This is a genomic window from Congzhengia minquanensis (assembly GCF_014384785.1).
Lineage (GTDB): Bacteria > Bacillota > Clostridia > UBA1381 > UBA9506 > Congzhengia > Congzhengia minquanensis.
Map to the genome: position 1 here is coordinate 878879 of NZ_JACRSU010000001.1, position 26036 is coordinate 904914.

Below are 26036 nucleotides of genomic sequence, written 5' to 3' on the forward strand. Positions count from 1 at the left end.
TTTTGCTCACTCCAATCCTGAAACCGTGGGAATCCGCACCCACTTTGTGCCGACCCAAATTAAAATATCCCCAGCATGATATATTGTTTCTATTGCCGAAGGTAAGCCCGTCCCGTCGTAAATACCCAAATAAAATGTCACGGTGTCGTCAGCAGACGTTACGCCAAGCTCAGAAAGGCTGAAAAACGGCGGCGCCGAACCGGGTTGAGGATTAATTGACAAATAACCGACGTTAGCCCCGGCCTCATCGTAAATATTAACAATCGTGTCATAATAAGGGGAGTCCATTAATGGCGGCAAACAATATTCAGGCGGGGTAAAATTAAGCGTATCCGACTGAAGCATTTCATTATCATAGATACGAAACAAATCCGAGACTTTTCCGGTATATTTTACACCGTTTGCAATATCCGCCGATACATAACAGTATGTTCCCGCTTGCGGCGATTTTGGAAGCTCTTCATAACTTGAAATGCTCCCGCCCCAGCGAGAAGATGCGCTTATTTTCTCGTTTACCTGCGTTTTGGTGTAATAGTTCTCCCTTGCCTTAGGCCCGGCAATGCAGATCCACTGGTTGTTTTTCATAAACACAAAATCGCCGGCCTGGAACGATTTCAGTGTTTCCGGGCGCGTATTATTTTTATATATGCCCAGATAAAATATCACGGTATCGGATGGGCTGGATATTCCAAAAATAGACAGCGGATAACCAACGTCTGATTCCGGCACAGTATTTAAAATCAACTCCTGAAGATAGTTTCCCGAAGCGTCATATAAAGCTACGATGTTGTAGGTATGGAGATAATCGCCATAATTTAAGTAGCTTTTTCTAATGCAGGATTCAGGCGGGGTAAATTTCAATCCGTGGAACCCGTCCTCTTCAATGTTTAAAAGGTCCGATGCTTTGCCGGAATATTTCACCCAATTGGCCGAGCTTTTCTGAAGCTGGTAGAGGCTGCCGTCAATTGCATCGGGCAGGTCTTCATATTGATTCACGCTGCCTTTCGGTGTCATTTTAGCGCAATGAAAGCTTCGAACATCTTCCCAGCCGGTTCCGTTCCAAACCATGATATGCTCATATTCTGTGTTTTGAAACGTAAGTTTGCTCTTTTTCTGTTTACAGATGTAAAACGATATGATGTCCGTGTCGTTTCCGTTATAACCGATTGAATAGGCGTCGAATGCAGCAAGGGCCGATGGGTTGCCGGCATTCACTTTCACTTCTGCCAGAAATGTGCCGGACGCAGTGTATAAATACGTGGCAGTTTGGTTGTCCGTGCCGGTAAACGTGTAGTTTTTTATGTTCGCAATAATTGAATCACGCAAATTGCACAAAGCGGGCGCAAGGCCGGTTCCTGCCGTTTCGCCTGCACTTGTAAAATAATCGGAGAACATGCCTTTTGCAAACAGGGCGTCCTCCTGCGGTTTTGAAACGGTTTCCATTACGCCGTAAATGTCTCCCGTTTCGGCATATCCCGGCAGGTCGTCTGCACTTGACACACAGCCGCAGTAGCCGGGCAGCCTGGCGGCCGTAATGCTTCCGTCCTGGTCCATAATTCGATAGTCATACACCTGCAATGTGCCCGGCGCTTCGTTTGTGCCGGCTCCAAGCTGAATTGCGTCGATATATTTTCCGTTGCTGCCCAAAGCGACGGCAGCCTGATTGCCTCCCGAAAAGCCTGCCCCGGCCTTTGCCTTGTTCCCAACGGCTCCGCCATAGCCGGTAACAGTCGTTGCACTTCCCACGGCGCCGCCGGCGTTTGCATTTGCATTGCTTCCAATTGCTCCGCCGCCGTTTGTGGAGCTGGCCCCCAAGCCTACCGAACCGCCGCCGCCTGTCGCCGCAGCTCCGCTTCCAATCGCTGCTCCGTTTGTTGTGGAGGCGCCTTGTCCTCCCGCGAACCCGCCGTCTTCCGTCTGCTTGTCGGCTTTTAATTCCAGCTTGCCGTCTATTAAGCTTTTTGCATCTTCCGTCAGTTTGTTCGCGGCTATAATCTGCTCCTGAACGCGGTTCAAAAGCGTAACATAAACAGATGCGCTTGTCTGCGCCACATTGTCTGCGTCGCCCAGCCCTTCCACAACCGTGGCCAGCAGAACTTTGGCTGTAATGTAGTTTTTCGCGGCATCTGCCAGGGCCACCTCTAAACGAAGCTCTCCTGCTACGGCATAGATGTCGTTTTTTGGAACGAACACGCCCAGGTTGTCTTGCACTTCACCTGCGTCTGCAAGAACCGTTCCGTCAGACCGCTTCGCCTTAACCGTGAGAACGCAATCTGTTAAGTCCACCCGCGCACCGTTGTCATAAAACTCAAACTCTAACCGGTATGCGCCTACGTCCCCCGTGACGAACTCCATATCTGAGGTCATTACCCGGGGGTCTTGATAATTGATTTTTAGTTTATATGTAATCATGTTTTAAGCCTCCTAAAATAATAAGAATGAAAAGCTGATGTCCCCTTGCTCGGTGGAAGTCATTTGAATGGTGAGCAGACCATTTTCGTTGTGCATCTCACAAAACACAAAGCTATCGGCTGCTTCGCCAACCTTTATACACATCCTGTCGTAAAGCCATTTATTTTCATTGTCGTGTCCACTGGAATCTTTGAAAGAATAGTTACTAGCATAAGCAGTATTTTTTCCCATGTCACAAAAGGAATATGCAGAATACTCTCGATTTAAATGATCCTTGCCGGAACATTCGGCAAAGGCGAACCGGTGCTGCCCCTGGTCGTTTAAATTGATGGTGGTTTGTCCAAAATATTCGTTGGGATATATTCTTTCCTCGCATCTTGCATGGACGGTTACGTTCATGATATATCCGGCATTGCTGGCATAGCCGTTATTTTTACATTTTGCAAAGGGCCTTCGGTCTGTAAATTCACCGGATTCTGAAATCTCGGCCAGCGGAATGCAGCTTCCGTCTGTGGCGGGCGCTGTCTGTCCGCAAACAGGAAAACATTCCCCCGACTGCTGCTTTAAATAAACATAGTTTTTTACATTTTGCAAATAGGCGAGCTCATGGCCACCGGGCTCCACATCCATCACCGTGCCGTCTTCAAAGACCGCCGTGCCGGGATTGATTCGCAGCTTGTTTTCTTGCGGAAGTTTCACTGCCTTTAGCGTGTAGTTCGAGTCGCTGATTACGCCCGGGCTGCACAGCGTTTGCGTCAGGGCGTTTAAGTGCGAGGCTTCATATGCGGCCGTTTGACCTTCCGCCCCGGTTTCAGAAAAAACCTGCCCGGCAGAAGGGTTATACATAAGCCTTCTGTAAATGTTGTTTAAATCGGCCGCCTGATAGCTGCCGTTGTCAATAAAACTGTTTTTTATTGGCATGAAAATTTCTCCTTTCTTATATTAGGATAAAGGAAAAGCTGTATGGAAAGCTTTCGGCTGAGGAAAATTCATTTTTAGGATCATACATTATATCAAACGAAAGTTGATTATCACTGGTATTTACACTGATGGTTGTAGATATATAATCAGAGTCTGTCCTATAATAAAGATACAGCTTTTCAGCAGAATAAGTTTTAGGAACACCTTTGTAATCTAAAACGCTGCATTTATGAGTTTGTTTAACAAGGTCATAAACTCCGGCTGTCCGGTAGAAGCTGTCATCATAAATATAGACAAACCGCCGGTCTTTTAAGTCTTCATCGTCCCCAAACGTTACAGTTGCCTGGCCTTTGGCGCTGAAGTAACGGTAATATTCACCGTTTGCCGACGGTGTGGACTGCGGCTTGCACATCACCGTAACCTCATATTGCTTCGGCGCATAGCCGCTGTCTTTCGACGGCAGTTTTCCAACGGCATATTCCCGCCTGTCGGTAATGGCTCCGTCTGTTTCAATTTCTGCCAGCGGCACAAAGTCGCCGGTGGGCGCGTCGGTTGTGCAGACGGGGTAATAGGAGTTGGAAAAGATGTAATCGTTTTTTAAATATACGTAGTGCTTCACTCCCGGCACGTAAGAAAGCACCACGTCGGATTCGGCCGAATCTTCCGGCAGCGTCACCTCAAACAGGGTGCCGTCGTGAAAGAATGCCTTGCCGGGGCAAATGGAAACAGCGCCGTCCTGCCCCTGTGTTTTTACAACCTGCAGAGAGGCGTCGCCGCTTTTTACGCCGGACTGAAAAATAAGCGCGCCGGTTTCGTGAAACGAGCTTAAATTATAAGGCGCTTGACTGTTTTCGGTAAAGGTTTGCGCAATTCCAGCTGTGACGAACCGGCTGGTTATTTTGTTAACGTCTTTGACGCCATAGGTGGCGCCGCTGTCAAAAGTATAATGATATGACATTTATTCATTCCTCCTTAAAAATCAGCTTTTCACCAACATTTCCGTTTTCCCACCAGATTTCCGCGCCGGTTATGCGCTTGGAAACGGTTTCGGCAAAACCGCCCTTCTCTACCTGAACGCGAACGGTGTCTCCCAAACCGTAGTCCGTGCCCAATTTTAGGCGGGAGCTTTCGCCGGAAATTTCATGCCGCCAAATTTTGTTTGTTAAATCGGTCTTTGCCTCCGACTCTGTGGCAGAGGAAAGCACGGCGTCCCATTTGCAAATGCCCTCAGCATCGCCGGGCAGATATTCCCACAGCTCCGGCATGTCATTGCACACCTTCCACGTTCCGGTTTCTTTGTCGGCACACACCAGATAAGAACCGGCTGGATATGACTTTTTGGGAGACTGCTCATCCTCATAAGTAATCGTGTAATACCAGCCGTAAGACGACGGACGGCTTGCCGGCACGCTGTTATCATAAGGGTTCCAGTCCCCTTTATCCACAAGCTCCTTTTTATACCAGCCTGCGGTATAAAAATTCTGGCAGTCGTCTGTTATGGTTACGTTTTTTAAATTGCGGTTGGCCTCTGAAACGATTTCAACCCTGTTTTCCCCCTGATATATTTCAAAATTCCATTTGTTTTCCGTTACGTCCAGCATGACCCGGTGCCCCAGCAAATCGTTTTCCAAACGGTCCCGAATCACGTCGCTCACCGGGTTTCTGGTGTTTCTCCAAAACGCCTCGCCCTCAAGCTCCAGCGCAGGTAAATCGTGAAACGTAAAGTCGCTTTCATAAATATCTGAAAACCCGGTTTGCAAAACATACTGCACCACCGACGGATAGTCCGTAAACTTTAATTCCGAGGTTTTAAAAGGCCCAATGGTTCTGCGGGACAAAATCCAGTTGGGCGTTTTGCCGTAAATTTTCACGGCGCTGTCCACGGTTTTTCCCGTAATAATGGCCTGAAGCATTTTTCCCTGGGTCAGGAACAAATATTGATGATTCATCAGGATGTTCACCAGCCCGTTTGAGAGGGGAAACGTGCCCTCAAAGGTTCCGATTTCGTTGAAATAGAGCGTCCAGTAGCACGATTTTATGTTGTGCTCAATGTGAAGCAGTTCAAAATTGCCGGTGTCGAACCGGTAAAACCGAATATCTTCCATTAATACATCGCCTCCAGATAGTTGTTTTGAAACAGGATATAGGCGTTAATGCGCACATTTGTTCTGCACTCAATTTCGTTTGCACCGCTTAAGAGAACAAAACTGCTGAAAAAGCTGTCGTCTGAAAGATACTGAAACATTCTTTCCCGCAGGTTGGATGTAATTTCCCGGTTTGGAATGTCAATTTTAATTTGCTCCCCGTAGGAAATTTTGTAATTGAGTTTTAAAAACGCATTGGCCGTTTTGTTCACTATGGTGATGGAGTTGTCGTCGTAGTCCGTATTCTCCGGGTCGTCGCCGAAAATATAAATCACAGGCTCCGACGCCTCTTCTCCGGAAACCACAAGGTCTGTGCTGTTTACGCGTTCAGAAAACGTCACCGGAAGATGGAACGGAAACGTCAGCTTGTCGTTCTTTCGGGATATTACCACCCGCTTCTCTTCACAGTCGTGAAAATAGGGGTTGTCGGCCACAAACTGAAGCGTTGCCTCAAAAAAGGCGGCCTTTTTTTCGGTTTTGGTGAAAGACGTGCATCTGCAGGAAATCGCCCTGTGTTTCGTGCCGTGATGAATGGTCAGCACGCCGTCTGCGTTTAAAATGCAGGCGGCGCGGGACATGGAAATCTGCGGGAAGCGGCAGTCGATATCCACGTTCATGGTAATGGTTCGCGCCAAAACCGAAACGGAAGACAATTCCTGCCCCGCCACACCGGCAAAGGTGTTATAGGCAAAGCTTTTTTCGGGAATGCCCAGCCCCGTAATCTCCTTAATTTTCCAGGCGGGGCCTTTGCCGCCGCCCGTCATCAGAATTTTCCCAAAATCGTTTTGAAATGTAATGTTCATCAATGTCAATACCCTCCTGCCATTCGGTGTTGCTCAGAAATTGCCTTTGCCGACTGAATTCTTTGAACGTCTGTTTCGCCGCTGCCATATAAGTGATAGGTCGGCGAAAAAACACGGCTTTCGCCGTTAGCCGAAGCCCCCACAACCTGGGGAACCAGCGTAAACGACCAGCCGGTAATCTGCGTTTTTATGTCTTCCATTTGGGTTTGGAGTTCCTCTAAAAAGCTGCGGCTGAACTCCATGGCGGAGTCTTCGCCAATATCCGAAAACGCCTCCGGCACCTCAAAGCCCGCTTCCTTCAGTTCTGAAACAATTTTCTCCGTTGCCTCCTTCCACTCCTCGCGGAAGGGATTTTTCGAAACCTCGTCTAGCAAATCCATGTTTTCTTTATAGTCGGCGAGATATTTTTCAAATTCCTCATCGGTGGCCTTTGTTAAAAGCGCCGCGAAATCAGAAGCCTCCTCCGGCGACATTCCCAAAAGCTCGTCATAAAGCTTTGCAGCCGCGGCTTCGTCTAAGCCCGAGGCCTTCAGCCGCTGGGCCGCCGCAGTGATATTCTCGTTATATTGTCTTAAAAAGTCGTTGTCTTTTGATATATCGTTTAACTCATTGAACTGCAGGTCGCTGCCGTCTTCATAATAGTTTTTCACGGTTACGGTTTTCATCAGGCTGCCATAGCCGTCAAGCTTACCGTAAAGGGCCTCCTGCTTGGAAAGAAGATCGGAAAGCTTCTTGCCGGCATATTCCGCAATTTCGTCATAGGCCTTCTGAATCTGGCTTTTGTTGTAACTGCAAATTTTCTTGGTATATTCCATCCACTCAGCAGAGCCTACGGCAAAGTGCTTGTCGCGGTATTCTAAAAGCTTTTGATAATAATCCTGCTCGGTTAACAGCCCCATGTCATAGTGAAAATCCAGCATATCCAGCTCGTTTTCCCGTGAGAGCTTGGCAATGTCCTCTGTCATTTCGGCATATTCTTCTGTGCCCTCGGCATAATAACGGTCGCGAAAAGCCGTCAGCTCCGCAATATACTGCGCTTCCGACATAAGTCCCTTGTCGTGTTGCTTGTCCAGCTCGTCTAACGCTTTGTCCCGGGCTTCCTCCGCCATTTCTTTTTGGTGGTCATAAATTTTTTCCGTAGCGTCAAACCACTCTTTGGTATAGGCAGTTAAATACTGGTCCCGCAATCGCTCCATTTCAGCATAATAATCTTCGGTAGAAAGGCCCCCGAAAGCCTGCTTATAATCTAAAATTTCCAGCTTATCCTGATATTTTTCCGTGTTCCCCTTGTCGTTTTCCTTAAGGCCATTAATAAAGCTGTCGCTAAGCTTTGCTAAAACGTCGGCGGCAGAAATAGAGGACGCGGCCGAAATGGCAGCATTTGCTACGCCTTCAGCCGCAGAGACAACCTCGTCTTTTCCGTCGGTAATGCCCATTGCAAGACCCTTTGAAAACATAAGTCCCACTTCGTCACGCATAACGTGTGAAGGGGATTCAATAACGCCTTCGTCTTTCGCGGCAGTGATTGCATCCCTTACAATTTTTCTCATAGCCGCGTTTAAAATTCCGGACTCACTCTGCGCTCCGGCCGTGATTCCCTGCACCATGGGAACGCCCACTTCGCTGGACATAACAGAGGAGGGGGACTGTATTCCTAAAGATTGCTTCAACGTGTCTACAGAAACCCCGGCAATGGCGGCAAGCCCCGTCAGCAATTGATCATCGCCGGTCTGGAGTCCTGCAAGAATTTGAGACAGCATGGTTCCGCCTACATCTACATAAGAATCTGCTGCAGTTAAAAGTTCCTGTTTTACACCATCAAGTTCTTCTTTACTAATAATTCCTTTTGTAAAATCATCCTGCGCCTTCTGGTATTTCTCTTTACAGATCTCAAGAGTATTTCCTGTTAGTTCTATAGCTTTGGCAGAATCTATCATCACAGGATTTCCAGTCTTAATCGTATTCTGAAACTCGGCAACAGCATTGTTGACATCTTCTGCGGAACCGGTTGCAATTGCGTTGGTGATCGCATCTATTTTGGTCATCACATCCCTATAACCATCTGCCTGTTTTTCCGTTTCCTCATATACCTGCTGCTGGTCTTTATAACCTTGTGCCAGTTCTCTCTGCTCACCTTTAAGCCTTGTAATATTTGCAACGTCTTTCTCCTGATAAGCTTTTCTAAGTTCAGCAGAAATCCTTGCCGACTCATCCAGCGTCTTATTCATTGCGACTTCCTGTTCGGCAAGTTCTGTTCTTTTCTGACTATATGCGATTTCTGCCTGCTGATATATCTGCTGTGCACCTTCAACTGTTGCCCTGGCTCTGCTGGCATCGGTAACGTTGTCAATGGTCTGCTTTAATGTGTCATAATTGTCAATCATGTTCCCAGTCATGGTAAACTGGGTACCAAAGGCTTGATTTAATTGTCCTAAAATAGTTTGTGCATGGCCGACCTCTGTTTCAGAAACATGCCCTGTTGCGTCCGCAAGCCCTAAAAGTTCATCTTTCAGTTTAATCGCCTGATCAATTTTTGTCTGTTCTATGCCAATGCTTGCTTGAGCTGATGTTTGAACATCATTCCATGCTGTTTTCTCATCATTAAGCTGCTGTATTGTTGTATCATTTTTTTCATGTAAAGCATCATAAACCGTCATATTATCGTTTAATTGGACACCTAACTCTGTAACGCCAACGCCGAGGGCCGAAACAGACCCCAATAAAATTCCAAGCTGCGGTCCACCCATGCTGGTACCTTTTACAAATCCAGTAATACCAGCAGTTCCGGCATCAAACGCAATTGATAAAAGATCTACCCCCTCCCCCGTCTTTGCAAGACCAGAATCCAATTTTCCGTCAAGAATATCTGCCACTTTCAATCCTACCGTTGCAAGACCAGAAACTTCTTTTACAACTTTCGGTCCAAGTGCAGACGAAATTTCCAACATACTTTTTGTAACAGAACCTGCTGTTTTGTTAAAAGGTTTTTCAATGTTATTCTCCGCCGCGGTTTTAATTGCTCCTGTCCCTTGTAAAGACGAAGTTTGAAGTTTGTTTATTCCTGCCTCAAACTCACTCGTGTCCAGCTTTGTGTTAAATCTTATGCTGCCATCATATTCTGCCAATTCAATCACCCCTTATATTTTAAAAAGCACAGAGCAAAAATCGCTCTGTGCTTTTTTATTCTCGTAAAACAAAACCGCCCGCAAAAACGGACGGTTTAAACACATCATTTTATTGTTTTTTCCAATATCGTTTTATACTCTGTTATTCTCTTTTCTGGCAAATCCTCAGAAAAATCAATATGTACATTTTTAATCTGAACGGATCGACCTATTCCGGCAGATGAATCATTTGCTTCTTTCACTTCATCCCCTACATCAATCGTTACAATTACCGTTTTATCTTTTTCACTCATATCAAAAAAAGAAGCAGTTTCTGAATCATTTAACTTCATAAAACTGAAAAACTCAATGTTTTTTACTTTCTTCTTCAGAGCATCATAAATCTCACGGGCACCAACGCCGTTTGGTGAAATGAACGACCGATTAATGGAATTTTTTTCAATGGGTAATTCTTCACTATTTTGGTAGACAGCTTCCTCTCCAGTTGCTTTCTTAAGCGCTTCCGTATATTTTGACGCCTCATCTTTTGGAACGGTTCCGTCAATCCGAAGAAGCAAATTACCGGAAGAATATAAACCATATGTTTTTTCACCGCTGGACTTCATGCTTTCGTTTAAAACGCTGACTGCTTTTCCCAAGTCATCTGCCGAGGAATAAACCTCAATGTAACACGCACGCTCTTTTTCAATCTCCCTGTTTTGATTGGGCATACGAAAGACAATTTTTTCTGAAATGGGAATTTTTCCGCCAAAATCAGAAACAACATCTTTATACTCCGCTTCATACGAAAGACCCCCAACCTTTTCCAGCTCGTTGTAAACACTTTTCGCACTTCCGGCCTTTTCACCGCACCCAACAAACCCCAGGCACATGACAGCCGCCAACAAAAACGCAATTCCCTTTTTCATAAATAATTCCTCCTAAAAAATTATGATAAAAATATTTTACCATAATTATCCTGAAAAAGCAAGGAAAATTTGTCTTCCAATTTAACAAAACTGCCCGCTCTCCGCCGCATTCTTCACAGTGCCAAAGCCTTTCAGCGACTCTCCCGTGAGTTCTGAAATTCCCACTTCAAATTCGTTGGTATCCAGTTTCGTGCTAAATTTAATACTGCCGTCAAATTCTGCCAATTCAATCACCCCTCATTTATTTAAAAAAGCACAAGGCAGTAAACTTGCCTTGTGCTTTTTTATACTCTGTTTTTATGTAAAACAAAACCGAATCTTACGATTCGGTTCGTTTTGAATATTCCATATTAATAGGCTTGCCCGTTACTCTTTCAAGCGCGTTGCTATATTTAAAAAACAACTCTTCCGAGCTTCTGTCAAGTTCAATAATGATATTGCCTGACACAAGAATGGAACGCTCAAATTTTGACCCTTGATATCCATCAAAACTAACTCTAGCAAGAGATAAGGCATCTTCGTCAGATTCTGCAATGCTGATAGTTCCGCAAACAAGTTTGCTATCTGTCCTGTCCCAAAAAATAATAAATTCTAACTCATGCAGATAGCTATAAATTGCAAATTCCAAACCGCCCAATTCTTCTTTCAGCCTTTCAAATGCTTCGTTTGCGCCAAAACCGTTCGGCGGCTGAAACGTTTTCTTACGGTTAGACTTTTCCACCTCGGGATTTCTGTCGTTCCACTTTTGCACATTATCTTTCGTCAACTCTTTTAATGCACTGGTATATTTTCGTGTATCACCTTTGGGAACATTTCCATCAATCCGAAGAAGTACATTTCCCGAAGAGTACAGCCAGTTATATTTACTATCCGTCTGCACATATTGTTCGCAAGATCGCTCTAAATCCTCTTGCGACGGATATACTTCAATATAGCACGCTTTTTCCCGATAAGTAGGCCGTTCTTCCTTTGGCATGCGAAAAACAATCATTTCCACATTCGGCACTTTGGCAGAATTGAAAGATTCCGTGCTGTCATACTTAGTGTCTAAAATCAATTCTCCTTCTTTCTCCAGCTCTTTAAACACCATCTCTGCATTTACGCCAACCGTCTTCCCAACAATTTTCCGCGCAAGTCCCATACCCGGAAGCTCGCACCCAACAAACCCCAGGCACATGACAGCCGCCAACAAAAACGCAATCCCCTTTTTCATAAAAATCCTCCTTAATTACGATAAAAATATTTTACCATAATTATCCTGAAAAAGCAAGGAAAAATTGTCTGCCAATTTAACAAAACCGCCCGCAAAAACGGACGGTTTTAAAATAAATCTGATTATTCCGACCGTTTTGAAAATTCCATGTCAATCGGCTTGCCAGTTATTTTTTTAAGCGCGTTGCTGTATTGAACGAACAGAGCTTCCGAGCTTCTGTCAATCTCTATCACAACATTGTCCGAAACAAAAATTGAACACGCAATGCCAGCCCACGGATTGGGGGAATATCCAATTTCTGCAAAAGAAACCGCTTCTTTATAAGATTCAAAAACGAGAACAGAGCCACAGAAAATATTGCCGGATTCTCTGAGCCAAAACGACACAATTTCTGCGTTAGCCGTATAGACATAGGATGCAAATTCCAAACCGCCTATTTCCTGTTTCAAAATTTCAAACGCTTCGTTAGCGCCAAAGTTCCCCGGCAGCTGAAAGGTTTTTTCACGGTTTGAGCTTCTTATAATGGGTTCGGCTCTGTGCCGCGCCTGCACTTCTTCATTTGTTAATTTCTTTAACGCGTCAGTGTAGGGCTGCACAATGTCGAACGGCACATTGCCGTCTATTCTGAGAAGCACATTTTTTGAAGCATATAGCCAGTCAATCTTTTTTATCTGCTTATACTGCTCCGCAGACCGCTCTAACGCCTCCCTTGACGGATATACTTCAATGTAACACGCATCTTCTCCGGGAGTCGGCCGCTGCTCCTTTGGCAGACGGAATACTATCATTTCCACATTGGGTTCTTGGGCGGAGTTGTCAGATACCATGCTGTCATACTTGATTTCAAAAACCAATTTGCCTTTTTTCGACAGCGCATCAAACACCGTTTCAGCAGTAATTTCTTTTCCGCACCCAACAAACCCCAAACACATCACCGCAGCCAATACAAACGCAATTCCTTTTTTCACAACAACCCCTCCCTTGAAATCTTATACTACCACTTTACCATATTAAAAAAAAGAAATCAAGAAAAAGCGAAACATTTGTCACACCAATTAAATAATCTTTGCCAGACTCTCAATGGTATCCTGTTCAATCTGTTCCGGCGTACGCAGATCCGGCAGCTTGTAAAGGCGTTTCATTTCCCGGTAAAAGGCGCGCTGCTTCGGGTCCTTCACGTCCGAAAGGCGCATGGCCCGATACCCCATAATTTCGCTGATTTTATGCTCTTTCGTTAGCCCCTCAAACATGGCGCGGAATAAAAACCAGTGAGGGTTTTGCGCGGTTAAATCCACGCCATACTGGGCCAGCACGGCCGCGTAAATATAGGGCGCATCTTGGGTAAAGCTGAGCACCCGCTGGGCGGGGGCGTCTTTTTTTCCGTTGCCTGATTTTTGGGCTGAAGAAAAACACGAATAAAAATCAAACAACGCAGAAAGTGTCTTTTCCAAATCCGGCGGAAGCTGTTTTTCGGTGAAACAAAGTGTAAACACCGAAACAATTTTCTGAGGCAAGGGCAAATCGCTTTCCGTCATCAAATGATCAAAGGCAATCCATGTTTTAAAGTCCGTGCGAACGGGGAACTCCGCGCCGTCCACCGTAACGCACGAAGGCAGCGGATCTGTAAACAAGCTTCTCATTTCTTCCCTTTTTTGCCGGTTTTCTGTGCAACGCCTTCATATTCCGCAAGCTTCTTCATAGTAAAATCATTCACCTGACTCTGCACAAAAAAGTAAAGGTCCATGCAGTCGAAAAAGTTCACCTCGCGGCCGGCAAAAACCGCTGCGCTGGCGCCCTTTCCCAGCATGTCGTCAATCGCGCCGCAAACCGTCTTGCAGGAAGTTTCAATAATATTGCCGTCTAACGTTTCAGCCCCGGCGTTTTTCACAATCTCATTCATCTTTTCCCGGATGGCCGGCGCCTTTGCCTGAACCTCCATAGCGTCAATTTTAAATGGATGGTTCTCAATGTCCAGTTCAATCAAGTTGCTGTTAAATGTAAATTTTGCCATTTTCATTTGCTCCTTTTTTGTTTTTATTTTACACAAAGGAGGGCAAAACTGCCCTCCCCTGATGTAAAAAAATGTTATGCGCTTGCGCTGTCTTCTGTAAATGTGCAGGTTTCCCAGTCGTCTTCTGTTGCAGCTGTGCCAACCACCGTGTCGCCGGCTGTTTTCAGCGTGCCGGAATAGGTATAGGCGTCCATAGAGTCGCCCTCGCCGTCAGGAATCACCGCAAAATCGCGTTTTCTCGCAACAAATGTCTTGTCAGTGGAACCCTTCTTTGTGAAATCCACAATGATAATGGAACGAACTGCATCTGTGCCCAAAAGCTCGCTGTCGTGAACGGCGGCAATGTCTTCGTGCACCGCGTCGCCAATGTGCTGGTCAAAGCCATAAGACATGGAGGTCGCATACCCCACAACATCAGTGCGCTCAAACTCCTCGTCCACATACTGCCTGGAATACTCCTTCGGGTTTCTGCTGATGGAAATATCCGTAAACCCTTTCATTCTGTGATACACAACGGTTTCACCGTTTGTCACGCCGTAAAAGGCCACCTTGTCACTTCTTTTCACTACTTCGCTCATCTTAAAAACACTCCTTCTTTTTCATATAATAATTTACATTGAATTTGATACCGCGCGTCGCCAGACTCCGCCTTGAACAAATACCCGCCGGATACCACCTCAAACCGCAGAGCGCTGAGATGCTCCCCCAAATCCGGAAGCGTCCCCGTGCGGTTCACTTCGTCAATCCAGTCGGAAAAAGCCTCATAAAAGGCCATCACGTCTAAATTGCTCCACACCTGTGCGTCGTAAAACTCCCGGGAGGCAAACACGAAAAGATATTGCCGAAGACTTCCCCCGTCGGGATATTTGCGCACAACAGGATTTGCCGGCACGGTGTCCACCGTGTACGACTGGGGCTTTTCGCCCAGATAATTCACCTTAATTTTTTTCCCCGAAACCAGCGGGCATTCTTCTTCAATAAACTGTTTTAACACATCTAAAATCATGTTTTCGTCACCTCGCCTCCGCAGGCAGCGGCAGTTATGGAGAGCAAATCCCCCAGCCTGTCCGCCTTCATGCGTTCAAACCACATTCTGCCGCGAATACCGCTGTCTTTTCCTTCATAATACTGTTTTCTCGCATAGGGCACGCCATAGCAAACCTCGCCGCTGCCAATCACAGAAGACGCCGCGCTTTGCATCAGCGCCCCGGTTTTAAACGGCACATAGGGCATGCAAAAGTCAACCGCCGCGCGGTCTAACGCCTGCTGGGCGCGGCCGCCGTCGCTTAATCCCCGCTCCGCCAGCAGTGCGGAAGCATCTTTAAAACCAGAATTCATGTCAAGCACAATGGAAAAGGCCATCTCACTTCGCCTCGATTCTAACATGGGGGTTTGCCCCCCGCAAATTGTGGGAAAAGCCCAAAACTTTGTGGCAGCAGGCCCTGTCCGGCTTGCTGAATTCCGATTTCCCAATAAACACGTAGTCGCCCACGTCCACCTCCACCGAATCAGCGCCATCGTTGTAAAATATATCCGTAGCGCTATCCGAAGCTGCCGTGCCGCTGTTCAAACCGGCCGTGCTGCTATTCAAACCGGCTTTGCCGGCGATGGGAATTCTAATTTTCACCAAAGAATCCATCACCAGGCCGCCCTCGCTTACCGCGGCCAAAACCGCCTTGTGCACAGAGGCACGCGGAAAATACACGCGGGAAAAACGCTCGCTTTCCCCGTCATAGTGGTAAAGCGTAATGCTCTTGTTTGTACGCATAAAAAACTCCTTTCCGCCAATAGCTCAGCGGGAACCATCTATGTCAAATCCCCCTGTATAAAAGCCCGGTCTGCTCTAAAAATCCTGCGGCAACGGCGGCGGCAGCTTTTTCCACAGCCGTATTGCTGTAAGAAACGCTGTAGCCGTCGTTGTTCTCCGAGGCAATGCCAAACCGCGCGCTTTTTAAATAGAACAGCTCCGCAATTTCACAGGCGCACCGTGCAAGATTTTCCGTGTCCTTCGCCTCGCCCAGCCGTCCCATGGTCAGGGCGGACAAAAACGCCTCGGCTTTACTGAGACAGGCCGCAAACTTCCCTTCGGGAATCAGGGCCTCCGTGGAAACGTTGTAAAGCTGTTCATAATCGCTGTACGATATGGAAATCATAACGCCCCGCCCCCTTAGGTAGTGGACTTATGAACATAAACGCCGGCTTTTTTGTTGTCGTAAACAAAGCTGTCGTGGTAGAGCCTGAACTGGAACTTCCACATGTCCATTGCCTGGTTCTCGTCAGGAGAGAAAATTTTCGGCATACAGAACTTTTTCGCCTGCAAAACAGCGGAGGGCTGCACAATCATAAAGTTAATGCTCTTCGCACTTGTCGCCTTATCATAACCCCAGTCGGTTGTGCCGTCGTTTAAGGTAACCGCGGTGTAAAACCTGGATTTCGGAACATACACAATGGGCATGTTGTTATAGTTGAACAGCAGGGAATTAATCGCCGCGTCGCTGCCCCAGGTGCGGGAAAACGCCTCGTTAATTTTGGGCTTTAATTCCGAATTAATGAACAAAATTCTGCCGTCCTCCGGCACTTCATTTTCGTCCATTGCACGAACCGCCTCGTCTAACGCCGCCACAATGGTATCTTTGGTAAGCACCGCCGCGTCGGTTGTCAAAACGTCTTCGGTAGACGCATATTTCGCAAACCGATAGGCGTCTAATTCCGGGCACACCCAGTCGCGCATAAACTGTCCTGTCACAGCGCCAAAGGCAAGCCCTAAGGTCTCCTCGTCGTCCATGCGGTCAATGGAAAACTCCTTGCCGCGTTCCTCCGTAAGCTTTAACGTCTCCCAAACGGCAGTCACATCGCCTTTCGGATATCCTGTTGTTCTGGAGTAATCCCCCAGCCCCGTTGTTGAAACCTTCAGCACCTTCACTTCGTTGGCCCCTGTAAAATCGGCCTGAGAAGCGGTGTCCATCAACGCTGTTGCCGACGCCGCCTTATAGGTTTCGTCAATAACAGGCAGAAATTTTTGTGCCAGTGTAATTGAATTTGCCATAATACATCATCATCCTTTCTAACTGTAATGTTACTTTTTCGTCAGCCCGGCCGCCTCCCGGGCGGAGGCAACAAAGCCGTCCGTCACGGGAAACGCCGCGCCCTGGGCAAGGGCGGTAGAAGCGGCCCCCCTGCCAAACAAAAAACCATTGTCTGCACGAAGGGACTCCAGCTGCTGGGAAAGTCCCGAAAGCCCGCCGTTTTCATCCAGCTCTAAGCTGTCTAAATCCAGCAGCGCACGAACTGCCTTTGTGTTTTTCGCGCCGCTTCTTTCCAGGGCCAAATCCAGCGCGCCGTTAAACTTTGCCTGCTTAACCTCTGTTTTCAGCGCCTCCGTGTCCTTGTCATACTTTTGTTTCAGCTCTGCCAGCTTTTGCTCCGGCCCGTCCGGGTCGTCCTCAGAATGTTGTGAAGACAGCAGCTCCTTAAGCCGCTTTGCCTCGGCTTCCAAATCGCAAAACTTTGCCTTGCTGACATACTTTCCCTCCGAAAGGTCGGCCAGCTTCACTTGGTTTTCCGGGTGCTCCCGGTTATACCTGCCAATCCTCTCAGAAACGTCGGCGAACGAATCGCCCAACACATTTTTTAAAAACTCCATATGTCCTCCATGCCGCTGTTTTTAAACGTGGTGCCCCCACAGACAGCAAAAGTTTATATCCCATTTTGCAAGGGAAAACTAAATAAAATCTAAAAATTTTTGTAACAAAAATTTTTTTAACGGTTGGTTTTGTTTTTTCCGCCAGTCTTCAAGCCGGCTTTTCCGGTTTTTAACTCGCCTTTGTCTGCATGCAGCCCGGCTGTGCCGGAACTCAAACCGGCCGTGCCGGAACCCAAACTGGCCGCGCTGCTGTCGGCAGACTGTTTTGGCGGCTGCGCCTCACAAAGCGGCCTTGCCGCCCGCTCCCTTGCCTGCTCTTCCGACTCGTTAAACCACCACATGCGAAATTCAAAGGGCTGCATCAGCCCGGCGGAAACCAGCTTTAAGTTCTGTTCAAACTCGGTGGACGTGTCGTGAATAATGCTGTCGTCAAAATCCACCTTCACTGCAAGACCGCGCGTATCCTTGCCGTCTAAAAACAGCACCGCCCGCACAAGATCGCAAATAGCGCGGTTTAAAATAATTTCATGCTTTTTCAGGTTCTGATAAAGGGCGCTCTCCTCAGAAATCACCTCGGTGGCGGTTTTCACACCGCCCCGGTCGTAGGTGTAGCGCTCCGACCCCAAACCGCACAAATCCGACAAAAGATTTAAATTCTGCTTCAGCCCCTCGGTGTGCTCCGCGGCCCGAATTTCCATGTTAATCTCTTTTAAATCGGTAATATTCTTATCTGTAAAGGCATAAAACTCGGTGTCGTTGTCGTCAAACACCGGGGCAAAACCAGTATCGCTGCTGTTTAACTGGGCCATGCCCACCGGCACCACAATCCGCTTTTTGCCCAAACGAAACTCGTTCTGATAGCTGTCATAAACCAAATCCACGCCCTTTAACACGTCAACGGCGTTGGCAAACACCGAAATTCCCATGGGATTGTCCAAATTCACGCTGTTCACAATGTTTGGCGTCACAATCTGAAACAACGGTGCCTCCGAGCCGGTGTAAAAATCTGCCTCCACCTGTTCCGGAAGCGGCAGGGGCTGATGGTTTTTCGCGTCAAACAACCGGTTGTGAATCACATAAGCGCCGTCCTCCAGCACATGAATCTGCAAATATAAACTTGTCTTTCCGTCAATCACCTTTAAGCTGCCGAAAGCGCACTCGTTAATCTCACCGTTGTCCCAGGACAAAGGATAAATCATATCGGCCCGAATATAGTCAATGCCAATCGTTCCGTTGTCAATAAACTCCACAAACGCGCCGGTGCCCAAAGCAAAGGAAAGCTCTAAAAGCTGGTTGCCGCACACCCTGAAATTGTTTTCCTCCAAAATCTCTTTTGCCCGAAGGGTCAGCGCCTCGTTTTCTGTGGAAAACTCCACCTTTTCATTTAAAAGCAAATTGGCCCAGTCCTCACAAACCTTTTTGGCCATTCCCAGGGTAGCGCGCTCCCGGCGCACCTTTTTCTTGCCGTTATACTGGCTGTAGCTGTGAAATTTCGCCACCTTCCCCTTATACCACTGAAGCCATTCCGAAATCTGCTCTCCAAAGCCCAAATCAACGGTTTCAAATCCTAATTTTCTTAAACATTCCCGCATTTCTTCACCCCATGTCAATTAAATCGTTCCTATAGTTTTCTGTTGCATACTCCAAAGCGTCCAAGCTGTCCACATTGAAAGACCCGTCGTCCAAACGCCTGTCCTCCAGGCTGTTGTCGTCCCACACGGCGGAGCACAGCGCGTCTGTCACATGCACGCAGTGCTCCAGCACGAAAAACCGCCCGTAAGACATCAAACTGTTAAAAAGCCGAATCCGGTCAACAATCGGCCCTTTGATGGCGTTGCGCACGTTTAAGGCCAACCTCTCTTTCGCCGCGGCGTTTTCCAGCCCGCGAATCAACGTGGTTTCGGCGTTGTCGCACCAGGCGTCGTAAAGCCGGTAGCTCTCCTTGCTTTTCCGAATAAAGTTAACAAAATGCTCCTCTAATTCCGCGGGGCTGATTTTGTCCTTCAAATAAAACTCGTCCAGCACCACAACCTCTTTTAAACCCTTTGTAAACCCGGTTAAAACAAAGGCCGTGGCCGACTTGTTTCCGCCAAAATCCACCCCAACCGAGGCGAAGGCAATTTCCGGCGGCTCGGCGAGCAAAAACCGATTGGTGCTATCGGCAAACAGCTTATATATCGCACCTTCCGCAGCCACCCAGCGGCCCAAAATGAACCGCTCATAAAACACGCCGGTAAATTCCTTTTTCAGCCCCGCCACATACGCAGGCGGCAAAAAGCTGTTGTCGTCAATCAAAAACTCCTCTAAAAACAAATCCAGCTCCCCGGCCCGGTCCAAATACTTCTTCTTAATATAATGCCGGGGGTTGTCCGGATTGGTGGTGGCAAACAGCTTTGCCCCCGGTTCAGACAACCGGGAAAGCAGCATGGTAAAAAAATCCTCCGCAATCAGCGTCAGCTCGTCCACATAGGCGCCGCCCAGCGTCAAACCGCGGATTTTGCCCTCAGCGCGGGAGTCGCTGGCGCCTTCAAGCACAATCTTCCTGCCAAACAGCCTCCCCTGCTTCAGTGAAAGACTATACGTAAAATTTGCCTCCCCCACCAGCGAAACCAGCAAATCCAAACAGTTCCGCTTCAGCGATGTCAGCGTCTTGGCCGCCATCAAATAAACCCGGTCTTTCGGGCTTACCAAAACCCAAAAGGCCCATAAAACAAGACTGATCCAGGTCTTCCCCGACCGCACCGAGCCGCTTAAAATGTTCAAACGCTTCAGTTTTCCGCTTTTAAAAATTTTGAGCAGCTCCTGCTGTTTTTTCGTAAACGTCAAAGCTCACACAACCCCTTCACAAGCGTTTCCAGGCGGCCTGTGTCGCAAGACGTGCCGTCAGTCTTTACCAGCTCTTTTAAATCCTTCACCGACTGCACAAGCTGCCTCAGCCGCTGTGTGTCAATTTCCCCATCCTTTAAATTGTCAATGGCAAGATTGGTTTTTTCACACAGCTTGTCCGCCAGCAGCCGAATTTCAACCGTCCGGCCGTCCTCCTGAACCTGCTGATGCGCGGCCTGCCTGCAATCGTTTAAAAGGGACTGCTGCTTTAACGCAAACCAGCCCTCCCGCTTCGAGCGGTAGGCGACCTGCCTGGGCGAAACCCCGTTTTTCCTTGCAAGCTCCCGCTGGCCGATGTTGGTAGTAACATATTCATTTTTAATTTTCACCCAGTCAATGGCCAAACAATTCCGCCCCCTTTTTTTCATATGCCCGCCAACCCATCCGACAGCAATTCCCAACTGCCACACTATCTTTTATTACAGTTTAAAGCATATCACAGGCCCGGCATGACAAACAATGACAGCGTCGGAACACGGCTTATTTGCTCGTCTGTGCGGGTTCCCGCACAGAGCTTCGCCTTGCGCCTGTTCCTCCTCTCTTTCCCACAACGCTTTTTCCCCTTCGGGAGCGTTGCGGGAACCCTGTTTTTCGCAAGCTCCAATAAGCTCCATTCCGCTGTTCGCGGAATATCCGCCCGTTTCGCTGCCGCTCCTCTTCCCAGCAAAGCCTGTTTCCCTCCGGGGGCTTTGCAGGGGCCCCATCCTTTCCGGGCGGAACACCGCAGTTTCGCCGGTTCCTCCTCTTTCCCACAACGCTTTTTCCCCTTAAAAAATCAGCAGCTCCGCCTCCAGCAGCGCGGCCTTATGCAGCCGATAAACATGCCGCACGTCCACCTCCATCTCTTCGGCAATCTGCTCCCACGTAAGATAGCTTAAATACCGCAAAGACAAAAGCGTCCGCAGCTCCCGGCTGTCCACCTGCAAAATCATCTCATATGCTTCAATTTTCACTGCAAACAGCTCCTCTGTCCGCCGTGCAATCCGGTCTGAATAATCCAAATAGCGCACCATAGCATTTTCCGCATAATTTTCTTTCGACGTCTGCACCTTTTCCCCGTCGAGCCGCGCCGTAATGCTCAGCGCCAAATCCTTTGCCGCCAGCGCTTCTCGTTTTAATGCACGAATTTCTTTGTCAATCTCCCAGGCGCGGCCAAGCCACTCCTTTGCTGTCATATTCCCCGTCCCCCTCTGTCAATTTGCCTGTCTTCCGCTGCCCTTGCCAATCTCCCCCGAATCCCCCCGGGAGCGGCCGCCGTTTTGCTGTTCCGTCTGCCTGCGAAACCTGGCCGTCCGCTTTGCATATTCTGCTGCCGTTTCATAAAAGCTGCACGGGCCGTTTTTGCAAACCGGCTCCACCAGCGCCTTACATTCCGTTCCAAAAGGCGCGCACCAATAACAATCCCTATTCATCCGTTTCAAGTTCCATTTCTCCTTCCCGAAGCCGTTTTGTCACACTTAAAAACGTCTTCCGTTCAATGTCGTCATAGTCATACCGGCTGCGAAAAACAGCTTTGTTTCCTTTTGTGCCTTCATTATATTTTGTTATCTTTCTATCTTTATAGGTACGCCCCCAGGCGCACCCGCCGTTTGCCCGCGGGCCAACACCCTGTGGGCCAAGAGGCTCACCCTGGGTATTCCAATGAACAGGCCCCGCGCCGCTTTTCCAACTGTCATAGTTTTTGTTAAAGCGGTAGCGTTTCGGAGCCCGCCCGCCGCCGTCCGGCCCGGGCAAAACCGCCGAAACAAGCCCCAGCTCCTCCAGCCTTCGCATCTGGCGGGAAATGGTAGACTTATTCCCCCGAAGCATTTTTGCAAGATAGGAAAGCGGCAGCGCACACTCTTTGCTGTGATATCCATAACTGTTCCGCCACAAAAGAAGCAAAATCCGAAGCTGGGTGCCGTTTAAAGAAGCTCCCGCCACAGCCTCTAAAATCTCGTTTGAAATGGGTGTAAACCCGTTTTCTTTCTGAGGACTGGCCATAAAAACTCACTCCTTCACCTTCAGGCTCCCGCCAATCCGTTCTAAAAACTCCCTGGTTCCCATGTTCATGTAACACTCGTCGCACAAGGCAATGCACCCCACACAAACATAGGTTTCCAACCTTACAATCCTCCGTTTGCACTTGTCACAAAAAATTGGTCTCAAAACCCCCTCACACCCTTTCTTTCCGGCGCCATTTGCGGCAAACGCCGCTTCAAACTGCCGTTTGTTTCATTTTTGGGACTACATCTCTAAAAAAATAACCCCGTTTCATTTTTGGGACAAGTCAATCATAGCACAATAATATTACATTGTCAACCCATTTTTGAAACTTTTTCCTCCAAAACGAAAAAAGTTGTTGCATTTTTGGGATGAATAAGTTATACTGAACATAAAAGGCGGTGAAACCATGTCAGACATCAGCAAAAAATTATATGAGGTCAGAACTGAAAAAGACGTGAGCCTGTCCAAGCTTTCCAACATGACGGGCATTGCAAAATCCACGCTGCAGCGGTATGAAACAGGCGCCACAAAAAAAATACCCCTAGACGCAATCTACCTAATCGAAAAGGCCCTGAACCTGGCGGCGGGCTGCCTTTTGGGGCTGCTGCCAAACCCCCGGCCGAAAAAGGAGACGTTTGCCAGCCCAAGCATCACACCGGAGGTAACCCAGTTCCCCGTTCTCGGCGACATCGGCGCCGGTTACGACCGGCTTGCCATGGAGGACTGGACCGGCGAAACCGTGGAAATTCCCAACACCTACCTCTGCGGCCGGAAAAAGGAGGACTTCATTGTTCTCCGGGTAAAAGGCGACAGCATGTATCCCCTCTACCACGAGGGCGACAAGGTGCTCATTTTAAAACAAAGCACCCTAAACCACTCCGGCGACATCGGCGCCATTGTGTATAACGACGAGCTTGTCACCATAAAAAAGGTGGAATATGCCCCCGGCGAGAACTGGATGCGGCTGATTCCGATTAATCCGGAATACAAACCCCAGCAAATTGAGGGAGAAGACCTGGCCCACTGCGCTGTCATCGGCATTCCAAAACTGTTAATCCGGGAATTTTAGGCGCAGTTTCACAAAAAAATATACAAAATATGACAATGTTCTACTTGATTTTTATAAAAATTTGTGATACAGTATATAAAAATAACAAAAAAATATTAGGGGGATTTTAAAATGATTGATTTCAAAAACGCAAGCTATGCAAAACTGAAGCCTGTTCCGGCAGGAAACTGGGAACCGGCAGTTTCACCAATGTTTGTGAACGGCGAACAGATTATTGAGGCGTTTCAGGGCATTCGAGACGGAGTTATTTTTACCAACAAACGCATTATATCGGTGAACGTTCAGGGCGTTACCGGAAAGAAAAAGGATTTTACATCGCTTCCGTACAGTAAAATTCAGGCCTTTTCTGTTGAAACAGCCGGTGTTTTCGATTTAGACAGCGAGCTCGAGCTGTGGTTCAGCGGGCTGGGCAGCGTAAAGTTTGAATTTGTCAGCAACGCCAATGTGTCGGCCATCTGCCAGACAATCGGCTCATTTGTCCTTTAAAAAAGAAATTCTCCTGCACGCTTTACGGTGCAGGAGGATTTTTTATTGCAAAAAGTCAGAGCAGCCAAAGCCTATTATCGGCCCGCCGCGGAAACAACAGAAACTAACGTCACAGTAACAGGATGAGAGCAAATCGTTTGTAAAGCCGAAACAGTCGGTGTAGTACACTCCGACCCCAATTGTTATCACAAACCTAAACAGCCGTTACGATGCAGCTCGAGCTATCCATCGCAGCCGGTTGCCGTAAGCTTAAGGTCTGTAAGCAATAAAAGGGCATCGCCCTAAAAATAAAGAAAGAGGGATTCATATGAAAAAATTTATCGGTGGATTTTTGGCAGGCGCCATTCTGTTCGGCACGGCCGGGGCATTGGCGGCAACCTATGTGGCAACCCCCGCAGGTTTTCCTGTGCTGGTGAACGGATCAGAATTTACCTCCGACCCTCCGGCCATGGTCATTAACGACCGCACCTATCTCCCCCTCCGCGCCATGGGTGACGCATTGGGCGTGCCGGTGACGTGGAACGCAGAGCTAAACCGGGCAGAAGTAGGCACATCTTCCCTGCCCCAGGAAAAAACAACCTTTTCAGTTGGCGAAACCTGGACGGTAGACGGCCAGTGGTCTCTCACCATTGATTCCGTCACCGCCACGGAATACCGAAACCAGTTTTCCGACAAAAACCCGGCAGCCGTATATTTCATCAGCTACACCTACAAAAATTTAGGCTATGAAGACCAATTTGGCATTTTAGACGGATTGTTTCTGACCATAGACGACACCGTTGTGGACAGCGCAGGCGTCATGGGATATTCCTATCCTGCGTTGGTTACCAATCAGCCTAAGGAAACACCCGTAGGCGCAACCTGCAAGGCGGAAACCTGCATCGGCGTAGACAACGCCGGAAACTTTATGTTAATGGTTTCTAAATACGACGGAACCGGCACCAAACAGTCTGCCGCCTTCTCTTTGGAAGTACAGTAAAAAAACGAAACCGCCGCGAAAAGCGGCGGTTTTTTTATCGTTTTACAATTTCATAGGCATTTACAAGGGCATAAGCCGCAAAAAGCGCAGCCAATGGCCGCTTTCAGTTCAAAGCACTTATCATCGTTTTCTCTGATACAAAATTCATTGATAGGCTAAGTATCAAAACGCTTCATCTCTGTCAGCGTTTTATTGCGGTAAACGATATCCGTTCTTTTCGAAAAGCCTTGTTTTTCCCAAAATAAGTTTCCTGGTGCATTTCGTTCAAAAACGACCAAAGCAACCTTTGTAATACCAATCTGTTTGAATTCCTCTATAACCGCATGAACCAGTGCTGTACCGATTCCCTGTTTTTGAAAATCCGGCAAAACAGCAGTATGATAGATATACCCTCTTCTTCCATCGTTTCCAGCCATGATTGCACCAACGAGGCGCCCATCTTTTTCTGCAATAAAACACGTATGGGGATTGCGCGCCAGAAAACGGCCAATCCCCTCCTTTGAATCATCTATATCATTCAGCCCCATACCCGTGCAGGACGTCCAAAGCGCATATAAACAAGCATAATCTTCTTCCAACATTGTTCTAATGTTCACTTCATACCTCACCAGCCTTTTTTACATCTTTTGAAAAAGGAACATACGCTGCGCCGCATTCACCAAGTTGTTCCCCTTCCCCATATTTGCCATGAAAATCTGAACCTCCCGTAAGAAAGAGTCCATATTTTTTTGCCAATTCCAAGCACTTCTCGGTGTCTTGTACATCATTTTTGGGGTGAAACGCTTCAATACCACCGAGGCCCGCATCCACAAGCCGCGGCAAGGCGCTGAAATTATCATACTGCCCCGGATGTGCCAAAACTGCTTTCCCGCCGGCTGAAACAATACATTCCACCGCATCTTCAGGGCTTGCCGCTAAAAAAGAAAGCGCCGCAATGCCCGGCGTGCCATCCGCCTGTTTTTTAAAGAGGGTTTTGTACAGCGTGCCGTAGAGCTCCGTGCACAGCTCCGCATCAATCAAAACCTGCATAATATATTGCTTGCATAAATCCCCATTTGGGCCCGCCATTGTCTGAACGCGTTCTTCAGATACCGGATATCCGGCGCGCTGCAAGGCTCTGGTGCTTTCCAGAACCGCCTGGTTTCGCGCCAAACGAATTGGACGGCAAAACAGTTCCACTTTTTGCCGTCCATCTGCCGGTATTTCATAGCCAAGCAAATGCAGCGGACGGCCATCCTGCTGAATACAGCTAATCTCAATTCCGCTATAAACGGGAAAATCAAGTTTTTTCCCGGCGCGCTCCAGTTCCTCTATTCCGGATAACGTATCATGATCCGTCAGTGCAATTCCTGATAATCCCTTTTGTATAGCGCTCTGTACCAATTCAAATGGAGAAAGTTCACCGTCTGACCAATGAGAATGCGTATGCAAATCCCACATATTCCGCACC

The 26036-nt window shown here is 47.8% G+C and carries 31 protein-coding genes; 3 read left to right on the forward strand and 28 right to left on the reverse strand.

The annotated features are described in order from the left end of the window. Positions 1-6 precede the first annotated feature (6 nt). The 26 genes from H8698_RS04205 to H8698_RS04330 all read right to left on the reverse strand — a co-directional run bounded on the left by H8698_RS04205 (position 7) and on the right by H8698_RS04330 (position 22049). Positions 7-2412: a phage baseplate upper protein gene (locus H8698_RS04205; protein ID WP_249311296.1), complete on the reverse strand. Its 2406-nt coding sequence runs from the start codon at positions 2410-2412 to the stop codon at positions 7-9. A gap of 12 nt (positions 2413-2424) precedes the next feature. Further along, on the reverse strand, positions 2425-3333 hold the full coding sequence (locus tag H8698_RS04210) for a hypothetical protein (RefSeq protein WP_249311297.1): 909 nt from the start codon (positions 3331-3333) through the stop codon (positions 2425-2427). Positions 3334-3349: 16 nt separating this feature from the next. Beyond that, complete coding sequence (locus tag H8698_RS04215) at positions 3350-4291, reverse strand: hypothetical protein (RefSeq protein ID WP_249311298.1); 942 nt, start codon at positions 4289-4291, stop codon at positions 3350-3352. Between the two features lie 4 nt (positions 4292-4295). Beyond that, positions 4296-5438 carry a siphovirus ReqiPepy6 Gp37-like family protein gene (locus tag H8698_RS04220; protein WP_249311299.1) on the reverse strand — a complete coding sequence of 381 codons (1143 nt, stop codon included), beginning with the start codon at positions 5436-5438 and terminating at the stop codon, positions 4296-4298. Continuing rightward, entirely contained in the window at positions 5438-6280 is an 843-nt protein-coding gene (locus tag H8698_RS04225; RefSeq protein ID WP_249311514.1) for a phage distal tail protein, read from the reverse strand. The genes H8698_RS04220 and H8698_RS04225 overlap by 1 nt, the downstream gene beginning before the upstream one ends. 5 nt (positions 6281-6285) lie before the next feature. Next, a complete protein-coding gene (locus H8698_RS04230; RefSeq protein ID WP_249311300.1) occupies positions 6286-9405 on the reverse strand; it encodes a hypothetical protein in 3120 nt (1039 codons plus the stop codon). Positions 9406-9509: 104 nt separating this feature from the next. After that, positions 9510-10313 (reverse strand): hypothetical protein, encoded by an 804-nt coding sequence (locus tag H8698_RS04235; RefSeq protein ID WP_249311301.1) that lies wholly within the window; start codon positions 10311-10313, stop codon positions 9510-9512. An 81-nt stretch (positions 10314-10394) separates the two neighbouring features. Further along, on the reverse strand, positions 10395-10538 hold the full coding sequence (locus tag H8698_RS04240; RefSeq protein ID WP_249311302.1) for a hypothetical protein: 144 nt from the start codon (positions 10536-10538) through the stop codon (positions 10395-10397). 94 nt (positions 10539-10632) lie between these two features. Further along, positions 10633-11526, reverse strand: coding sequence for a hypothetical protein (locus tag H8698_RS04245; RefSeq protein WP_249311303.1), 894 nt, complete (start codon positions 11524-11526; stop codon positions 10633-10635). 122 nt (positions 11527-11648) lie between these two features. Beyond that, complete coding sequence (locus H8698_RS04250) at positions 11649-12494, reverse strand: hypothetical protein (RefSeq protein ID WP_249311304.1); 846 nt, start codon at positions 12492-12494, stop codon at positions 11649-11651. 87 nt (positions 12495-12581) lie between these two features. Further along, positions 12582-13157, reverse strand: a complete 576-nt coding sequence (locus H8698_RS04255; protein ID WP_249311305.1) for a bacteriophage Gp15 family protein — start codon at positions 13155-13157, stop codon at positions 12582-12584. A gap of 5 nt (positions 13158-13162) precedes the next feature. Next, the gene (locus H8698_RS04260; RefSeq protein ID WP_249311306.1) at positions 13163-13537 is read right to left on the reverse strand and encodes a DUF6673 family protein; all 375 of its coding nucleotides are present in this window, start codon (positions 13535-13537) and stop codon (positions 13163-13165) included. A gap of 74 nt (positions 13538-13611) precedes the next feature. Then, positions 13612-14115 (reverse strand): hypothetical protein, encoded by a 504-nt coding sequence (locus H8698_RS04265; protein WP_177677637.1) that lies wholly within the window; start codon positions 14113-14115, stop codon positions 13612-13614. Beyond that, the gene (locus tag H8698_RS04270) at positions 14112-14543 is read right to left on the reverse strand and encodes a hypothetical protein (protein ID WP_177677639.1); all 432 of its coding nucleotides are present in this window, start codon (positions 14541-14543) and stop codon (positions 14112-14114) included. The genes H8698_RS04265 and H8698_RS04270 overlap by 4 nt, the downstream gene beginning before the upstream one ends. Next, entirely contained in the window at positions 14540-14923 is a 384-nt protein-coding gene (locus H8698_RS04275) for a minor capsid protein (protein WP_249311307.1), read from the reverse strand. The genes H8698_RS04270 and H8698_RS04275 overlap by 4 nt, the downstream gene beginning before the upstream one ends. Next, entirely contained in the window at positions 14901-15305 is a 405-nt protein-coding gene (locus H8698_RS04280; protein ID WP_249311308.1) for a DUF6751 family protein, read from the reverse strand. Before H8698_RS04280 ends, H8698_RS04275 begins: the two co-directional genes overlap by 23 nt. 43 nt (positions 15306-15348) lie before the next feature. Then, positions 15349-15690 (reverse strand): head-tail connector protein, encoded by a 342-nt coding sequence (locus tag H8698_RS04285; protein WP_249311309.1) that lies wholly within the window; start codon positions 15688-15690, stop codon positions 15349-15351. Between the two features lie 14 nt (positions 15691-15704). Further along, positions 15705-16583 carry a hypothetical protein gene (locus H8698_RS04290; protein ID WP_177677645.1) on the reverse strand — a complete coding sequence of 293 codons (879 nt, stop codon included), beginning with the start codon at positions 16581-16583 and terminating at the stop codon, positions 15705-15707. Positions 16584-16613: 30 nt separating this feature from the next. Next, the gene (locus H8698_RS04295) at positions 16614-17180 is read right to left on the reverse strand and encodes a phage scaffolding protein (RefSeq protein ID WP_249311310.1); all 567 of its coding nucleotides are present in this window, start codon (positions 17178-17180) and stop codon (positions 16614-16616) included. Positions 17181-17296: 116 nt separating this feature from the next. Next, positions 17297-18772 carry a phage portal protein gene (locus H8698_RS04300; protein WP_249311311.1) on the reverse strand — a complete coding sequence of 492 codons (1476 nt, stop codon included), beginning with the start codon at positions 18770-18772 and terminating at the stop codon, positions 17297-17299. A gap of 4 nt (positions 18773-18776) precedes the next feature. Continuing rightward, positions 18777-20006: a PBSX family phage terminase large subunit gene (locus H8698_RS04305; protein WP_249311312.1), complete on the reverse strand. Its 1230-nt coding sequence runs from the start codon at positions 20004-20006 to the stop codon at positions 18777-18779. Beyond that, entirely contained in the window at positions 20003-20410 is a 408-nt protein-coding gene (locus H8698_RS04310) for a hypothetical protein (RefSeq protein WP_249311313.1), read from the reverse strand. Before H8698_RS04310 ends, H8698_RS04305 begins: the two co-directional genes overlap by 4 nt. A gap of 75 nt (positions 20411-20485) precedes the next feature. Beyond that, positions 20486-20821 (reverse strand): hypothetical protein, encoded by a 336-nt coding sequence (locus H8698_RS04315; protein ID WP_249311314.1) that lies wholly within the window; start codon positions 20819-20821, stop codon positions 20486-20488. Between the two features lie 12 nt (positions 20822-20833). Then, positions 20834-21241, reverse strand: a complete 408-nt coding sequence (locus tag H8698_RS04320) for a DUF1492 domain-containing protein (RefSeq protein ID WP_177677655.1) — start codon at positions 21239-21241, stop codon at positions 20834-20836. Positions 21242-21259: 18 nt separating this feature from the next. Further along, positions 21260-21487, reverse strand: coding sequence for a hypothetical protein (locus tag H8698_RS04325; protein ID WP_249311315.1), 228 nt, complete (start codon positions 21485-21487; stop codon positions 21260-21262). Continuing rightward, positions 21471-22049 carry a replication protein gene (locus H8698_RS04330; protein ID WP_249311316.1) on the reverse strand — a complete coding sequence of 193 codons (579 nt, stop codon included), beginning with the start codon at positions 22047-22049 and terminating at the stop codon, positions 21471-21473. Before H8698_RS04330 ends, H8698_RS04325 begins: the two co-directional genes overlap by 17 nt. Positions 22050-22458: 409 nt before the next feature. Here H8698_RS04330 and H8698_RS04335 point away from each other — a divergent pair, with 409 nt between their 5' ends. The 3 genes from H8698_RS04335 to H8698_RS04345 all read left to right on the forward strand — a co-directional run bounded on the left by H8698_RS04335 (position 22459) and on the right by H8698_RS04345 (position 24586). Further along, positions 22459-23121: an XRE family transcriptional regulator gene (locus tag H8698_RS04335; protein ID WP_249311317.1), complete on the forward strand. Its 663-nt coding sequence runs from the start codon at positions 22459-22461 to the stop codon at positions 23119-23121. A 111-nt stretch (positions 23122-23232) separates the two neighbouring features. Beyond that, the gene (locus H8698_RS04340) at positions 23233-23607 is read left to right on the forward strand and encodes a PH domain-containing protein (RefSeq protein ID WP_249311318.1); all 375 of its coding nucleotides are present in this window, start codon (positions 23233-23235) and stop codon (positions 23605-23607) included. A gap of 307 nt (positions 23608-23914) precedes the next feature. Next, positions 23915-24586 (forward strand): stalk domain-containing protein, encoded by a 672-nt coding sequence (locus tag H8698_RS04345; RefSeq protein ID WP_249311319.1) that lies wholly within the window; start codon positions 23915-23917, stop codon positions 24584-24586. Positions 24587-24741: 155 nt separating this feature from the next. On the opposite strand, the gene H8698_RS04350 is transcribed toward H8698_RS04345, so the two are convergent. Next, positions 24742-25182, reverse strand: coding sequence for a GNAT family N-acetyltransferase (locus tag H8698_RS04350; protein WP_249311320.1), 441 nt, complete (start codon positions 25180-25182; stop codon positions 24742-24744). Between the two features lies 1 nt (position 25183). Further along, the gene (locus tag H8698_RS04355; RefSeq protein WP_177462347.1) at positions 25184-26026 is read right to left on the reverse strand and encodes a PHP domain-containing protein; all 843 of its coding nucleotides are present in this window, start codon (positions 26024-26026) and stop codon (positions 25184-25186) included. Between the last annotated feature and the right edge of the window lie 10 nt (positions 26027-26036).

Excerpts from the sequence above, each read along its gene's own strand:
- H8698_RS04205 (WP_249311296.1), bottom strand. The coding sequence starts at position 2,412 with ATGATTACATATAAACTAAAAATCAATTATCAAGACCCCCGGGTAATG.
- H8698_RS04210 (WP_249311297.1), bottom strand. The coding sequence starts at position 3,333 with ATGCCAATAAAAAACAGTTTTATTGACAACGGCAGCTATCAGGCGGCC.
- H8698_RS04215 (WP_249311298.1), bottom strand. The coding sequence starts at position 4,291 with ATGTCATATCATTATACTTTTGACAGCGGCGCCACCTATGGCGTCAAA.
- H8698_RS04220 (WP_249311299.1), bottom strand. The coding sequence starts at position 5,438 with ATGGAAGATATTCGGTTTTACCGGTTCGACACCGGCAATTTTGAACTG.
- H8698_RS04225 (WP_249311514.1), bottom strand. The coding sequence starts at position 6,280 with ATGAACATTACATTTCAAAACGATTTTGGGAAAATTCTGATGACGGGC.
- H8698_RS04235 (WP_249311301.1), bottom strand. The coding sequence starts at position 10,313 with ATGAAAAAGGGAATTGCGTTTTTGTTGGCGGCTGTCATGTGCCTGGGG.
- H8698_RS04245 (WP_249311303.1), bottom strand. The coding sequence starts at position 11,526 with ATGAAAAAGGGGATTGCGTTTTTGTTGGCGGCTGTCATGTGCCTGGGG.
- H8698_RS04260 (WP_249311306.1), bottom strand. The coding sequence starts at position 13,537 with ATGGCAAAATTTACATTTAACAGCAACTTGATTGAACTGGACATTGAG.
- H8698_RS04265 (WP_177677637.1), bottom strand. The coding sequence starts at position 14,115 with ATGAGCGAAGTAGTGAAAAGAAGTGACAAGGTGGCCTTTTACGGCGTG.
- H8698_RS04270 (WP_177677639.1), bottom strand. The coding sequence starts at position 14,543 with ATGATTTTAGATGTGTTAAAACAGTTTATTGAAGAAGAATGCCCGCTG.
- H8698_RS04275 (WP_249311307.1), bottom strand. The coding sequence starts at position 14,923 with ATGTTAGAATCGAGGCGAAGTGAGATGGCCTTTTCCATTGTGCTTGAC.
- H8698_RS04280 (WP_249311308.1), bottom strand. The coding sequence starts at position 15,305 with ATGCGTACAAACAAGAGCATTACGCTTTACCACTATGACGGGGAAAGC.
- H8698_RS04285 (WP_249311309.1), bottom strand. The coding sequence starts at position 15,690 with ATGATTTCCATATCGTACAGCGATTATGAACAGCTTTACAACGTTTCC.
- H8698_RS04290 (WP_177677645.1), bottom strand. The coding sequence starts at position 16,583 with ATGGCAAATTCAATTACACTGGCACAAAAATTTCTGCCTGTTATTGAC.
- H8698_RS04295 (WP_249311310.1), bottom strand. The coding sequence starts at position 17,180 with ATGGAGTTTTTAAAAAATGTGTTGGGCGATTCGTTCGCCGACGTTTCT.
- H8698_RS04300 (WP_249311311.1), bottom strand. The coding sequence starts at position 18,772 with ATGCGGGAATGTTTAAGAAAATTAGGATTTGAAACCGTTGATTTGGGC.
- H8698_RS04320 (WP_177677655.1), bottom strand. The coding sequence starts at position 21,241 with ATGACAGCAAAGGAGTGGCTTGGCCGCGCCTGGGAGATTGACAAAGAA.
- H8698_RS04330 (WP_249311316.1), bottom strand. The coding sequence starts at position 22,049 with ATGGCCAGTCCTCAGAAAGAAAACGGGTTTACACCCATTTCAAACGAG.
- H8698_RS04335 (WP_249311317.1), top strand. The coding sequence starts at position 22,459 with ATGTCAGACATCAGCAAAAAATTATATGAGGTCAGAACTGAAAAAGAC.
- H8698_RS04340 (WP_249311318.1), top strand. The coding sequence starts at position 23,233 with ATGATTGATTTCAAAAACGCAAGCTATGCAAAACTGAAGCCTGTTCCG.
- H8698_RS04345 (WP_249311319.1), top strand. The coding sequence starts at position 23,915 with ATGAAAAAATTTATCGGTGGATTTTTGGCAGGCGCCATTCTGTTCGGC.
- H8698_RS04355 (WP_177462347.1), bottom strand. The coding sequence starts at position 26,026 with ATGTGGGATTTGCATACGCATTCTCATTGGTCAGACGGTGAACTTTCT.